General features: G+C 67.9%; 12 protein-coding genes and 1 tRNA gene. 2 read left to right on the forward strand and 11 right to left on the reverse strand.

The window, feature by feature from the left end; translation table 11 throughout:
- Position 1: 1 nt before the first annotated feature.
- Complete coding sequence (hisI, locus tag RVY76_RS03150) at positions 2-361, forward strand: phosphoribosyl-AMP cyclohydrolase (protein ID WP_317375783.1); 360 nt, start codon at positions 2-4, stop codon at positions 359-361.
- Here hisI and gluQRS read toward each other — a convergent pair.
- The 3 genes from gluQRS to gyrA form a co-directional block, all read right to left on the reverse strand.
- A complete protein-coding gene (gene gluQRS, locus RVY76_RS03155) occupies positions 342-1,184 on the reverse strand; it encodes a tRNA glutamyl-Q(34) synthetase GluQRS (RefSeq protein ID WP_317376701.1) in 843 nt (280 codons plus the stop codon). The two genes, hisI and gluQRS, sit on opposite strands and share 20 nt — an antisense overlap.
- Positions 1,184-2,542 (reverse strand): methylenetetrahydrofolate--tRNA-(uracil(54)-C(5))-methyltransferase (FADH(2)-oxidizing) TrmFO, encoded by a 1,359-nt coding sequence (gene trmFO, locus RVY76_RS03160; protein WP_317375784.1) that lies wholly within the window; start codon positions 2,540-2,542, stop codon positions 1,184-1,186. The genes gluQRS and trmFO overlap by 1 nt, the downstream gene beginning before the upstream one ends.
- Before the next feature lie 168 nt (positions 2,543-2,710).
- Positions 2,711-5,488, reverse strand: coding sequence for a DNA gyrase subunit A (gene gyrA / locus RVY76_RS03165; protein ID WP_317375786.1), 2,778 nt, complete (start codon positions 5,486-5,488; stop codon positions 2,711-2,713).
- Between the two features lie 199 nt (positions 5,489-5,687).
- On the opposite strand from gyrA, the gene RVY76_RS03170 reads away from it, so the two are divergent.
- Complete coding sequence (locus RVY76_RS03170; protein WP_317375788.1) at positions 5,688-5,951, forward strand: usg protein; 264 nt, start codon at positions 5,688-5,690, stop codon at positions 5,949-5,951.
- A gap of 4 nt (positions 5,952-5,955) precedes the next feature.
- Here the strand turns inward: RVY76_RS03170 and speE are convergent, their stop codons facing one another.
- The 8 genes from speE to RVY76_RS03210 form a co-directional block, all read right to left on the reverse strand.
- On the reverse strand, positions 5,956-6,807 hold the full coding sequence (gene speE, locus RVY76_RS03175) for a polyamine aminopropyltransferase (protein WP_317375790.1): 852 nt from the start codon (positions 6,805-6,807) through the stop codon (positions 5,956-5,958).
- Positions 6,804-7,307: a 2'-5' RNA ligase family protein gene (locus RVY76_RS03180; RefSeq protein WP_317375792.1), complete on the reverse strand. Its 504-nt coding sequence runs from the start codon at positions 7,305-7,307 to the stop codon at positions 6,804-6,806. Before RVY76_RS03180 ends, speE begins: the two co-directional genes overlap by 4 nt.
- 60 nt (positions 7,308-7,367) lie before the next feature.
- Positions 7,368-7,856: an adenosylmethionine decarboxylase gene (gene speD / locus RVY76_RS03185; RefSeq protein ID WP_317375793.1), complete on the reverse strand. Its 489-nt coding sequence runs from the start codon at positions 7,854-7,856 to the stop codon at positions 7,368-7,370.
- Positions 7,857-8,235: 379 nt separating this feature from the next.
- Positions 8,236-9,612 (reverse strand): GntP family permease, encoded by a 1,377-nt coding sequence (locus RVY76_RS03190; protein ID WP_317375795.1) that lies wholly within the window; start codon positions 9,610-9,612, stop codon positions 8,236-8,238.
- Positions 9,613-9,792: 180 nt separating this feature from the next.
- A tRNA-Glu gene (locus RVY76_RS03195) sits at positions 9,793-9,867 on the reverse strand.
- A gap of 113 nt (positions 9,868-9,980) precedes the next feature.
- Entirely contained in the window at positions 9,981-11,741 is a 1,761-nt protein-coding gene (recJ, locus tag RVY76_RS03200) for a single-stranded-DNA-specific exonuclease RecJ (RefSeq protein WP_317375797.1), read from the reverse strand.
- 76 nt (positions 11,742-11,817) lie between these two features.
- On the reverse strand, positions 11,818-12,813 hold the full coding sequence (locus tag RVY76_RS03205; RefSeq protein ID WP_317375798.1) for a nucleoside recognition domain-containing protein: 996 nt from the start codon (positions 12,811-12,813) through the stop codon (positions 11,818-11,820).
- Positions 12,814-12,908: 95 nt separating this feature from the next.
- Entirely contained in the window at positions 12,909-13,649 is a 741-nt protein-coding gene (locus tag RVY76_RS03210) for a haloacid dehalogenase type II (protein ID WP_317375799.1), read from the reverse strand.
- Positions 13,650-13,877 lie beyond the last annotated feature (228 nt).

Here is a 13,877-nt window from a genome sequence, read left to right on the forward strand (position 1 = left end):
GATGCCCTTCGATCCCGAAAGTCTGGCCTTCGACGCGAAAGGCCTCGTTCCCGCGATCGCGCAGGATGCCGACACGCACGAGGTCCTGATGATGGCATGGATGAACGCGGAGGCGGTGGCGGAAACGCTCAGGACCGGTCGTGTGACATATTGGAGCCGGTCGCGCCAATCCTTCTGGATCAAGGGCGAGACGAGCGGCCACCTCCAGCACCTGGTCGAGATGCGCGTCGATTGCGACAGCGACTGCCTCCTCGTCCTCATCCGTCAGGAGGGGCCGGCCTGCCACACGAACCGGCGGTCCTGCTTTTACACGGCTATCCGCGACGGCGACCCTGTCGAGATCATGGAGCCCATGGAATAGCGGGCAGGGGCGGCAGCATCGCGCGCAGATCCTTGGGGCTCATCCCTTCGTCGCGGTATCGCGCGATGGCCTTCGACCTGTCCACCTTGGCAAGCCTGCGTCCCGTCTGGTCCGTCACCAGCTCGTGGTGGAAATAGTCGGGCACGGGCCAGTCCATGAGCGTCTGAATAAGCACGTGCAACGGCGTATTGGGCCAGAGATCTGCCCCGCGGATCACGTGGTTCACGCCGAGGGCCGCGTCGTCATGCGGGCAGGCGAGGTCGTAGGCGATGTCGCCGCTCTCCCGCCGGATCAGGACCGGATCGCCGATGTCACGGGTCAGATATGCAGGCTCCACCGCATGCTTCCCGGAATGAAGCGGCCCCCATTCGGTGAAGCCCGGCAGATCTCCCGCCACGGCGAGGGCCCTGCCGATATCGAGGCGAATGGCATCGCCCGGCCGCGCATCCTCCATGCTTCGCCCGCGACAGGTTCCGGGATAGACGAGACCCATCGCCCCGATCCGCGCCCCGGCATCGCCGATCTCGCGCCGGCTGCACGAACAGGGATAGGTGAGCCCCCGCGCCGAAAGCGAGGCAAGCGCCGCCTCGTGCTCTGCGCGATGCTCCGACTGCACGCGGATCGCACCGTCCCAGCGAAAGCCGATCCAGTGCAGGTCGTCCTCGATCTGCGCCGCGTGATGCGCGCGCGACCGTGTCCGGTCCACGTCCTCGATCCTCAGATGCACCCGACCGTCCGCGCCGAGGGTCTGGATCGTCAGTGCCGAATAGGCATGTCCCAGATGCAGCGGCCCCGTCGGCGAGGGCGCGAAGCGCGTGACGATCACTCCGCGGCGAGCCGGCCCTCGGCCGCACCGAGCCATCCGGTCCAGTCGGCCTTGGCCCGGTCGGTATAGGCCTTGTAGCGCGCGGGCCTGTTGCGCCGCCCGCCTTTCAGATCGACGGGCGGAAACAGGCCGAAATTCACGTTCATCGGCTGGAACGTCTTCGCATCCGCCCCGCCCGTGATGTGCGTGACAAGCGCGCCGGTCGCCGTTGTCTCGGGGACGCGCGGAAGGCTCCGTCCTTCGATCTCCGCCACCGCGAGCCGTGCAGCCAGAAGGCCCATCGACGCCGATTCCACATATCCCTCGACGCCGGTGATCTGGCCCGCAAAGCGCACGTTCGGGCGCGAGCGCAGCCTCAGCTGGTCGTCGAGAAGCGTGGGCGAGTTCAGGAACGTGTTGCGGTGGATCCCCCCGAGCCGTGCGAACCGCGCATTCTCGAGGCCGGGAATTGTTCTCAGAACAGATGTTTGCGCGCCGTACTTCATCTTAGTCTGGAAGCCCACGATGTTGTAGAGCGTCCCGAGCTTGTTGTCGCGGCGCAGCTGCACGATGGCATGCGCCTTCACTTCGGGCTGATGCGGATTGGTCAGGCCCACAGGTTTCATCGGACCGTGGCGCAGTGTCTCGCGGCCGCGCTCGGCCATGACCTCGATCGGCAGGCAACCATCGAAATACTTCGCCGTCTCGCCCTCGTGGAACTCGGTCTTCTCTGCGGCAAGCAGCGCGTCGATGAAGGCCTCGTATTGCTCGCGGTCCATCGGGCAGTTGAGATAGGCGGTCTTCTCCTCCTCCGTCTCGCCCTTGTCGTAGCGCGACTGCATCCACGCCTTCGACATGTCGATGCTGTCGTGATGCACGATCGGCGCGATCGCGTCGAAGAAGGCCAGCGCCTCCGCCCCGGTTTCCTCCCGGATCGCCTCGGCGAGGCTGCCGGAGGTCAGCGGCCCGGTCGCCACGATCCAGTGGCCGTCCTCGGGCAGGGCGGTGATCTCTCCCGGTTCGATCCGCACGTTCGGATGCGCGGTCAGCGCTTCGGTCACGCCGCGCGCGAAGGCCTCGCGATCGACGGCGAGCGCACCGCCCGCGGGCAGGCGATGCCGGTCGGCCATCTGCATGAGAAGCCCGCCGGCCGCCCGCATCTCCCAGTGCAGCAGCCCGACGGCGTTCTGTTCGTCGTCATCCGACCGGAACGAGTTCGAGCAGACCATCTCGGCCAGATCGCCGCTCTGATGGGCGAATGTCTCGACCATCGGCCGCATCTCGTGGATCACGACCTCTAGGCCGGCCTCGGCCGCTTGCCAGGCCGCTTCCGACCCGGCCATCCCGCCGCCGACGATGTGAAGGGTCTCGGTCATCTCGCATCTCCCGTGGAGCAAGGGATCATCGGCCGCGCCGATGCAGGTGCCGTACATAACGCCCCGACCCCCGACCCAGCAAGGGGCAGGGACGGGGCGCTGCGATCGGGCAAGGTCGGGTCCGGTCCGTCAGGGCCGCACGTCACAGACGCACGGCACCGGGGGCTCTCAGCTCTCTTCGCCGCCTTCGGCGCCGTCTTCGCCCTCGGCAATGTCCTCTTCGGCCTGTTCGGCGATCCAGGCGACCGAGACGACTTCCTCACCGGCACCGGTGTTGAAGACCCGCACGCCGCCGGCCCCGCGCGAGCGGAACGAGATCCCGTCGACCGGCACGCGGATCGACTGACCGCGAGAGGTGGCCAGCATGATCTGGTCGTCCATCTCGACCGGGAAGCTCGCGACGAGCGGTCCGCCCCGCATCGCCTTGTCCATCGCCATGACGCCCTGACCGCCGCGTCCGCGCACCGGGTAGTCGTGGCTCGACGACAGCTTGCCCGAACCCTTGGCGGTGACCGTCAGGATCAGGTCCTCGGCCGCCGACATCTCGGCATAGCGCTCCTGAGTGAAGTCGGTCGCCTCTCCGGCGGTCTCGTCCTCGTCGGCCTCGAGCTCCGCATCGTCGCCGAGCCCGGCCGTCGCGCGGCGCATCTTGAGATATGTCGTCCGCTCCTCCGGGGTCGCCTCGAAATGGCGGATGACGGCCATCGACACGACCTCGTCTTCCTTGGCGAGCCGGATGCCCCGTACCCCCACCGACGAGCGCGAGTTGAAGATCCGCACGTCCGACGACGGGAACCGGATGGCGCGCCCCTTGGCGGTGACGAGCATCACGTCCTCTTCCGGGGAGGCGATGCGCGCATTGATCAGACGCGTGCCCTCATGCTCGCCCTCGAACTTCATCGCGATCTTGCCCGAGCGGTTCACATTGGTGAAATCGCTGAGCTTGTTGCGCCGGACGGTGCCCGCCGAGGTCGCAAAGACGATCTGCAGCTCGTCCCAGTCGGTCTCGTCCCGGTCCACCGGCATGATCGCCGCGATCGACACGCCCTGCGGGATCGGCAGGATATTGACGATCGCCTTGCCCTTGGACGTGCGCCCGCCCAGCGGCAGTCGCCAGGTCTTGAGCTTGTAGGCCATGCCGTCGGTGGTGAAGAACAGAAGCTGCGTATGCGTGTTCGCGACGAAGAGCGTGGTGACCACGTCGTCGTCCTTGAGCCCCCCGCCCGAGACGCCCTTGCCCCCGCGCCGCTGCGCGCGGAAATCCGCGAGCGCCGTGCGCTTGATATAGCCGGACTGCGTGACGGTGACGACCATCTCCTCGCGCTCGATCAGGTCCTCGTCGTCCATGTCGCCGGCCCAGTCGACGATCTCGGTCCGGCGCGGCACGGCGAATTGCTCGCGCACCTCGCGCAGCTCGTTCGAGATGATCGCGAGGATCCGCTCGCGCGAGCGCAGGATGTCGAGATAGTCCTGGATCTTGCCGGCCAGATCCTCGAGCTCGTCTGTAACTTCCTTGACGCCCAGCTGCGTGAGCCGCTGGAGCCGCAGATCGAGGATCGCGCGCGCCTGCACCTCGGAGAGGTTGTAGGTGCCGTCCTCATTCATCTTGTGGCTCGGATCGTCGATCAGCCGGATGAAGGGCGCGATCTCCTCGGCGGGCCAGCGACGCTCCATGAGCTTGACGCGCGCCTCTGCCGCGTCGGCGGAGGCGCGGATCGTCGCCACGACCTCGTCCACGTTGGCGACCGCCACGGCATACCCGCAGAGGATATGCGACCGCTCGCGCGCCTTCCGCAGGTCGTAGGCCGTGCGCCGCGCGACGACTTCCTCGCGGAAGCTGATGAAATGCGTGAGGAAATCGCGCAAGGTCAGCTGTTCGGGCCGCCCGCCATGCAGCGCCAGCATGTTGCAGCCGAAGCTCGTTTGCATCGGCGTGAAGCGATAGAGCTGGTTCAGCACGACGTCGGGAGTCGCATCCTTCTTCAGTTCGACGACGACGCGGACGCCCACGCGGTCGCTCTCGTCCTGAACCGCGGAGATGCCTTCGAGCCGCCGCTCCTTGGCAAGCTCGGCGATCCGCTCGACCAGCGCGGCCTTGTTGACCTGATACGGGATCTCGTCGAGGACGAGTGCGAAGCGGTCCTTGCGGATCTCCTCAGTGCGGACCTTGGCGCGCAGGATCACCGATCCGCGCCCCTCGAGATAGGCCTTCCGCGCGCCCGACCGTCCGAGCATCACGCCGCCCGTCGGGAAATCGGGGCCCGGCACGATCTCGATCAGCCGCTCCGAGCTCAGGTCCGGGTCCTCGATCAGCGCAAGCGTCGCGTCCACGACCTCGCCCAGGTTATGCGGCGGGATGTTCGTCGCCATGCCGACCGCGATGCCGCCCGCCCCGTTGACGAGCATGTTGGGGAACCGCGCGGGCAGGACCGAAGGCTCCTGCTGCTTGCCGTCGTAATTGTCCTGGAAATCGACGGTTTCCTTCTCGATATCGGCGAGAAGGGCGCGCGCGGGGCGGTCCATCCGGACCTCGGTATAGCGCATGGCCGCCGCGTTGTCGCCGTCCATCGAGCCGAAATTGCCCTGTCCGTCGAGCAGCGGCAGCGACATGGAGAAGTCCTGCGCCATCCGCACGAGCGCCTCGTAGATCGCGCTGTCGCCATGCGGGTGGTACTGGCCCATCACGTCGCCCACGGGTCGCGCGGACTTGCGATAGGGCTTGTCATGCGTGTTGCCGGTCTCGTGCATCGCGAAGAGGATGCGGCGATGCACCGGTTTCAGCCCGTCGCGCAGATCGGGAATCGCGCGGCTGACGATGACCGACATGGCATAGTCGAGAAACGACGTGCGCATTTCCTCGGTGATGTCGATTCCCGGGCCGTCGTGGCGGGGCCTTTCGGGGCCGGTCTCGTCGATGTCCTGAGGGGGGTCCGTACGGTCGCTCACGCAATGGCCTTCCTGCGGTTGGGCACGCTATATCTTGTTGGCCTGAGTATACCAGCACGTGGATCTGGGGTGCAATGGGGGCCTCCACCCCGCTGGCAGCCACCACGCATCAGTGCCAACAGTTTGTTTCGTTTGCTTTTTTCCGGAATCGGTCCGAAGCTCGATCTACGAGGAGAGTGGCAGAGGCAAGGGGTGAACCATGTCCGAGACGGAAATGATGCTGAAGGGCTACGGATTGACGACGGCCGAGTTCTTCTACCGGATGCCCGATTACCGCAACGTGCTCAACAGCTATGTCTGGCAGGGCTACGATCTGGCCCCCGATCACCCGAAACTCTTCGGGTTCGTCGAGTTCTGGCAGCGCGAGATCGAGGGCCCGCTCCATTCGGTGCGCTTCACCCATCGCAGGATGATCGCGCCCGGCGAATGGCGCAACGTGACGGGCGAATTCACCCTCCACTGACACGTCAGGGAAGCAGGCGCTTCACGTAGCCGGGCAGGGCGAAGGCGGCCTTGTGGACCTCGGCGGTGTAATAGCCGAAATCGAGGCCGCTCTCGCGCACGCGCGTCTCGATCGTCTCGAGCGGGACGTGCCGCGCATCTCCGTCCGTGCCCCATCCGAAGGCCATCGGTCCGCCCGCATAGGTCGGCACCGTCGCGAGATAGCAACTCGCATCCGAGAAAAGCGTGCCGAACGCACGCAGCGTGCCGGTCAACTCGGATCCCTGCATGAACGGCACGCCGTTCTGCGTGACGAGGATCCCGCCCGGGGCCAGCGCGCGCTTCGCATGGCCGTAGAAATGGTCGGTGAAAAGCACCTCTCCCGGCCCGACGGGATCGGTCGAATCGACGATGATGACGTCGAACCCGCCCTCCGTGTCGCGCATGAACTCGGCCCCGTCGGCGATCCGCAGATCGAGCCGCGGATCGTCGAACGCCCCGTCCGAGATCGTGGGCAGGTATTCCTTCGAGAAATCGACGACGCCGCCGTCGATCTCGACCATCACCACCTCGTCGAGCGGATGGCGCAGGGCCTCGCGTGCCATGCCGCCGTCGCCGCCCCCGATGACGAGGACCCGCCGCGCCGCGCCATGGGCGAAGATCGGCACATGGGTCAGCATCTCGTGGTAGATGAAATTGTCGGCCTCGGTCACCTGCACCACACCGTCGAGCGTCAGGACCCGTCCGAACGTGCCGTTCTCGATCACCCGCAGCCGCTGGTGCTCCGTCTCGCTGTCGTAGAGCACGCGCTCCACGCGCAGCGCCTGCGAATGATGCGCGTGAAGGCGCTCCACGCTCCAGCCGTCCATCTCTCTCATGCGGGTTCTCCTAACGGTATTGTCGCGATCCGTTCCCACGGGCCGCCGCGATATGTCCAGAGGATCAGCCGGTCGAGCGTGCCCTCCCATGGCGTGAACTCGGCCCTCAGCGCGGCCTGCGTGGCCTTCGCCTCGTTGCGGCCGACCTTGTTCTGCACCGTCACGTGCAGCTTGCGCTTGCGGTCGTCGCTGTCGCTGAGGATGTCGCGCCAGCCGGCCCGCAGGCTCTCCTGCAACGCCACCCCCTCGGCACAGTCGAGATCGACGGCCGCGCCGCCGCCGAAATCCGTGATGCCGGTGGCTGTGAAGGGCAGGGCACCCCGGCCCGCATGGGCGGCCAGATCCGTCAGGATCCGCACCTCTTCGCCCTCGGGCAGCTGCTGGAACAGAGTGACGTGCACGGGGATGAAGTTGCGCGCGGCCGGAAAGTGCCGTTGCCGGAGCGGTTCGAGCCGCGCGAAGCTCGTCGCGTCGAAGCCGAAGGTCAGGATCATCGCCATGTGACGGTCCGTCCTTTCGCGCGGGCGGTGCGGGCGGGCGCGGGGCCCGCCCTCGGGCGATCAGGCGGCGGCCGTCTCGCTCACGAGGCCATCGCCCCGCAGCAATTCCTTCACGCGCACGTCGGGCGTGGAAAAGGCGGCCTTCAGAACGTCGACGGCCAGCCAGGGACGCGCATCGCCGCACATGAAGACGTCGAACGCGCCATAGCCGATCTCGGGCCAGGTGTGCACGCTGATATGGCTTTCGGCCAGCACGGCCACGCCGCTCACGCCCTGGGGCGAGAACTTGTGCGTGTGGATGTGCAGCAGCGTCGCGCCGCAGGTGTCGACGCAATCGCGGAACGCCTGCTGGATGCGTGCCTCGTCGTCGAGCCCGTGGCCGTTCACCACCTCGATGATGAGGTGACGTCCGGCGAAGACGCGGCCTTCGTCGTCACGAATGAAATGGTCGTCGCGATCTTCTGCAAAGATGTCGCGTGCGGTGGAATCTTCCGCTTGGGCGCCTGTCTCCAGACCGATCCCCAGTTGGAAGAGGTTGGTTCCGTCCATGGAACTCCCCTTTCAGCCAGTAGATTGAATCCGTGGGTCCTTAGCGCCCCCCCAGGTCGTATCGTATAACGTCGCCTGAAGTTGGGATCGTCCCCGCTCGTACTGGGGACCTAGTGGTTCGGGATTGGCGACGCAAGGGATTTTCTGGCCCGGCGGCATGTCGATGCCGGCCGGGTGGTCGCAGCTGACGATATCTTCGGCAAGACACCGAGTTTTGCAAGGTATTTTCGCGGGATCCGGCGAAATCGAAGCTTCCGCCGTACTGTGAAATTTATCTAAAGTTGTGCCGACCGTACGGATGCTTGCCTGCGACGTGACCGGGGCCCCGATCGGATCGGGGCCACCGGTTGGTCCAATTACGCGAATCCCGCGAACCGCGTCAGAGGATCAGCGACATGACGTAGATCGTGGCGATCCCGACGATCCCCGTCAGCGCCGTGGCGACGGTATAGAGCCTGTAGCCCTGCGAAACGGACATTCCCGAGAATTGCGTCACGACCCAGAAATAGCTGTCGTTCGCATGCGAGACCATGACCGAGCCCGCGCCGATCGCCAGCGTCGTGAGCGCGAGATCCGTTCCGCTCTCCAACCCGAGCGACCCCGTCAGCGGAGCGATGATCGCGGCGGTTGTCACGATCGCCACGGTCGACGACCCCTGCGCCGTCTTGATCGCCGCGGCGAGCAGGAAGGGCAGGAACATCCCCAGATTGGTCAGGACCAGATTCTCGCCCAGGAAATCCGTGATCGGCGTCTGGCGCAGCACGCCACCCAGCGCGCCGCCCGCTCCGGTGATCAGGATGATCGGCCCCGCCACGGCCAGCGCCCGCTGGACCGCGTCATGCGTGATCCGCTCGCCCCGGCTCTGCGCCGTCACGAAGAACGCGATGAAGACCCCGATGATGAGCGCGGTATTGGGGTTCCCGAGGAAGGCCAGGATCGCCTGCAGGCCGCCGGTTCCGAACGGTGCCGCCTCGAGCGCGGCGATCGACGCTATGGCGATCAGGCCGATCGGCAAGAGGATCGGCAGAAAGGCCGCGAAGGGCGAGGGCCGGCCGGCGGGCGCGGGGCCCGTTCCGGTTGCCTCGGCCTCCGCGTCGTCCGCCTCTCCGGGCGCGTCGATCGACACCTTGTCGGGGTCGATATAGACGCGGTTGCCCTGGAACTTCGCATAAAGATAGGTCGCGACGAGAACCGGGATCGACACCACCAGCCCCAGGATGATCACGAGGCCGATATCCGCCCCCAGCTCCTGCGCGCCCGCGATGGGGCCGGGCGTCGGCGGGATGAACACATGCGTCACCAGAAGGCCGGTCGACAGCGCGAGCGCGAAGGTCGTCATCGACGCATTGGCCTTCGACGCGAGCGAACGTGCCAGCGGCGACAGGATCACATAGCCCGAATCGCAAAAGACGGGGATCGACACGACCGCGCCCGTCAGGCTCATCGCCATGGCCGAGCGGGCCTTGCCGGTCAGGCGGATCACCGTCTCGGCCATGACCTGCGCGCCTCCCGACCGTTCGAGGACGACACCGATCACGGTCCCGGCCGCGATGATGATGCCGATCCCGCCCAGCGTGCCGCCGAACCCCTCGACGATCGCCGCGATCGTGTCCGTGGGTCCGATCCCCGCCAGCAATCCCAGCCCGTAGGCCGTGACCAGCAGCACGAGGAATGGATGAATCTTGAATTTCGCCGTCCCGATCACGATGAACGCGATCGCCGCGACGAGCAGCACGATGAGTAACCAGCCTGACACGTGATGTCCTCCCTCTTCTGGCCTTGATCCGGAGGGGGCACCGATGCCCGAACGACACCGGATCGCGACCCGCCCGAATGCGGGCCGAGGGACGCGGCAGGAGTGCCGCGGCCGAACCGACCCAAGCCGCAAGGTAGCGCTTGGCACCGTGCCGGAAACCGATGGGATCTGAAGGAAAAGTGGCAGCCCGTAGGGGAATCGAACCCCTCTTTCCAGGTTGAAAACCTGGCGTCCTAACCGATAGACGAACGGGCCACTGGCGGCAGGTCCTAAGCAAAGCGCGCGGGGCGTGCAAGAGCGTTTTTGAAGAAAAGTGCCACTTTTTCGACTTGCCCGATCACGGGCCGGATCGGACGCGGAATCCGGCCTCAGGCTTCGGCCGCATCCTCGAGGCGCAGCTGCGGCAGGCTGCGGCCGTTCCAGTGATTGAGCTCGAGCCGTCCCGCGAAATGGAAGCGCTTGCCGCCATGCCCCTCGAGCGCGGGGCCGAGCGCGGTGTCGAACGCGCCGAAGGCGATCGCCTGCAGCTGCGGCCCGCCGCCATCCGTGATGGCGAGCTTCAGATGCGATGTGCCGACGCGCTTGGCGCTCGCCACGCGGCAATCGGCAAAGGCGAAGCGGGGGGAGGGGGCGCCCATCCCGAACGGTCCCGCCGTCTCGATCTGCTCGACGAGTTCGACGGTCGCGGCCGAGGGCATCAGCAGATCGGTGAAGCGCAGGTCGCGCGTCTCGCCCCGGTCGGCTCCCTGGCGCGCCAGCAGCTCGCCCAGCCGCTCCATCGCGGGTTCGAGCATCGCGGTCTCGAGGCTCAGCCCCGCGGCCATCCGGTGCCCGCCGCCCTTGGTCAGCAGCCCTTCCGCGGCGAGGCGCTGGATCGCGGCCCCCAGATCGACGCCCGCGATCGACCGGCCCGATCCCTTGCCGGTGTCGCCGTCGAGCCCGATGACCACCGCGGGCCGTCCCGTGGCCTCCTTCAGGCGGGCCGCGACGATGCCGACGATGCCGGGATGCCAGCCCTCGCCCGCGGCCCAGGCGAGCGGCCCCTCGGCCCCCCGCTCGATCGCCTGCGCGATCGCGGCCTCGCGCGTCGCGGCCTCGACCTCGCGCCGTTCGGTGTTGAGCGCGTCGAGCCGTTCGGCCAGCGCCTGCGCCTCGTGCGGATCGTCGGTCGAGAGGAGCCGCGCGCCCAGATCCGCCTGTCCGATCCGTCCGCCCGCATTGATCCGCGGGCCCAGCACGAAGCCCAGGTGATAGGCCGTCGGCGCCCGGTCGAGCCTGCCGATATCGCAAAGCGCCACCAGCCCCGGCCGCGCCCGCCGCGCCATCACGACGAGGCCCTGCCGCACCAGCGCGCGGTTCACGCCGATGAGCGGTGCCACGTCCGCCACCGTGGCCAGCGCCACGAGGTCGAGCATCCCCATCAGGTCCGGCCCCGCCAGACCCTCCTCGCGCATCAGCCGGTTCACCTCGACGAGCAGCAGGAACACGACCGCCGCGGCGCAGAGATGGCCGAGATCGCCGGGCTCGTCCTGCCGGTTCGGGTTCACCACCGCCAGCGCGTCTGGCAGCGTCTCGGCCCCCAGATGGTGATCGAGCACGACGACATCCGCGCCCTTCGCGGCCGCGATCGGCCCGTGGCTGAGCGTGCCGCAATCGACGCAGATGATGAGGTCGTGCCGCGTGGCGAGATCGGCCATCGCCGCGTCGTTGGGGCCGTAGCCCTCGTCGATGCGGTCGGGGATATAGAGCGTCGCCTCGATCCCCATCTGCCGCAGCCACACGACCAGCAGCGCCGAGGAACACGCCCCGTCCACGTCGTAATCGCCGAAGACCGCGATCCGCTGGCGCGCCTTCACGGCCGCGAGGACGCGCGCGCCCGCGGCCTCCATGTCGCGCAGGCGGCGCGGATCGGGCAGCAGGTCCCGCAGCGCGGGAGCGAGGTATCCCTGCGCCTCCTCCGGCGGGACGCCCGCGCGCCCGAGGACCCGCGCGATGGGCCGGGCAAGGCCCGTCTGCTGCGCGATCGCCTCGGCCAGGCGGTCGTCCTCGGCGGTCGGGCCGATCCAGGATCGCCCGGTGAGGGAGGTCTCGACGCCAAGAAATGCGGGCTCGCCCTGATCGCGCGGCATGGCTTCCATCGACATTTGGGAACGCCCCGGTTCCTAGCATCCCCGGGCACGGCGCGAAAGGGCCGGTGCCGCGCCTTCAGCCGCGCGCGCCCTCGGGCCCCGCCGCCGCCGGGCCCGGATCGCGGAAGATCCAGCCGAGGAACACCCGCTCGGGCAGGCGGCCGAGGATCCACGCGGTCAGCGCCGTCATCGCGATCGCGAAGGCGAGCCGGCCGACCAGCACGCCCATCGCATCCGCCCCGAGCGCCATGACCACCAGCGTGTCCTCGATGATGCTGTGGGCGAATCCCATGAAGATGCAGGTCAGGAACACCTCGCGCGGCGGGATCGTGCCGGACCGTGCCTCGCGGATCAGGAACGCCCCGCCATAGGAGATCCCGAGGAAGAGCCCGATCGCGGCCAGCGGTCCCGCCTCGCGGCTCATCCCCGCGAGCCGCAGGATCGGCGCCATCCCCCGGACCAGCAGGTCGAGGATGCCGCTCTGCTTGAGCAGGTCGAGCCCGATGCAGAGCAGCCAGAGCACCCCGAACATCACGACGAGCGTTTCGAGAAGCCCGGCGAGGATCGCGCCCCAGCCCTCCGCGCCGCCGCCCATCGGCACCCATGCGGGGTCGAGCGGCCGCGACAGCCATCCGGTCGCCGACAGGATCACGTGCAGCAGCCACGCATAGAGCAATCCGCCGAGCGCCCGCGCCAGCGCGGTGACGAAAAAGGCCGGACCCGCCTTCGCGACGATGCGCTGCTCGATCGGCAGGCCATGCGCGATCAGCAGCAGCGAGGAGAAGATCGTCATGTCGGCCGCGGTAAGCGCATCCACGGGGACGAGGGCGAAGATGATCGGCAGCGCGCCCCAGATCCCCACCAGCAGCCCTGTGAGCCAGGCAAGCCCCAGCTCCGGCGGCAGCCCGACCAGCGCCATGACCGGACCGAAGGCGGGCGCCACGATCTCGAGCGCGCCCAGATCCTTCAGCAGCTCGGTCGCCAGGACGACCGGAACCATGATCCTCGCGAGGATCCAGTACATCTCGACCGTCTCGCGCGTGTTGCGCAGGACGAAGCGGATCGGGGCCATTCTCGTCTCCTCGCCTCGGGTGCGGCCATCCATAGGCAGATCGCGATCCGAAATCCGAGGGTCCGCGTGATTTTTTCCCGGGGCCTCGCCGCCTCTCAGCCCCTTGCCTCGATCCGCGCGGCCAGTTCGCCGAGGTCGCGCGCCACGTGATCCCAGTCGTCCTCGGGGGAAAGGTCGCTCGTCTGTGCGGGCCCGTGTTCCGTCGGTCGCGCGACGAAGGCCGTGCCGAGCCCCAGCGCCCGCGCGGCGGCCAGGTCGGAATTATGCGCCGCGACCATCACCACCTCATGCGGGTCGAGCCCCAGCGCACGGACCGAGGCGAGATAGACCTCGGGCTTCGGCTTGTAGTCGCGGGCGAGTTCCGCACCCGCGATCGCGTCCCAGTGCAGCCCCGCGAACCGCGCGAGCCGCACCGACAGCGCGACCGACCCGTTCGAGCAGGGCGCGAGGTATCCAAGCGGCCGCAGCCGCCGCATCCCCTCATGGACGTCGGGCCATGGCGGCAATGCCTCCCATGCCCGCCCGAGGTCGGCGCGCGCATCCGCGTCGAAGGTCTCTCCGATCCCGAATTCCGCAAGCGTCTCGTCGAGGTTCTCCCGGTGCAGCAGGTCGAGCGGCACGTAGTTGCGCGCCCCCGACCGAATCCGCTCCATCGACGGCGCGTAGAGGCTCCTCCAGTGATCCGCGACATCGGTTGGATCGGCGTCGATCCCGCGCCTATCGAACTCGGCTCCGAGTCGATCCGCCACGCCGCTGCGCCAATCGACCAGCGTTCCGAACACGTCGAAGAGAAAGCCCTTCCTCATCGCGTCGTCTCCCCCCTTCGTCGCGGGCATCGCCCGCATCCCCCGACGACAGGATCACAGCGGACCCGCCGCGTACAGCCCGCCATTCTCCCGGGCCTTCCGCGTCGCCCCGGCCCCTCCGGGCGGTGGCCGGTCCCGCGCCATCCGTTTCGTGAACTCCGCGCGCTCCGCACTGTCGTCAGCCGCAACGGTTTCGCCGCGAAACCTCCCCCCTCTGGCGGTGGCGCGGGCCATTGCCTCGGACGCGCAGGTGGTGTT

The organism is Palleronia sp. LCG004 (assembly GCF_032931615.1).
Lineage (GTDB): Bacteria > Pseudomonadota > Alphaproteobacteria > Rhodobacterales > Rhodobacteraceae > Palleronia.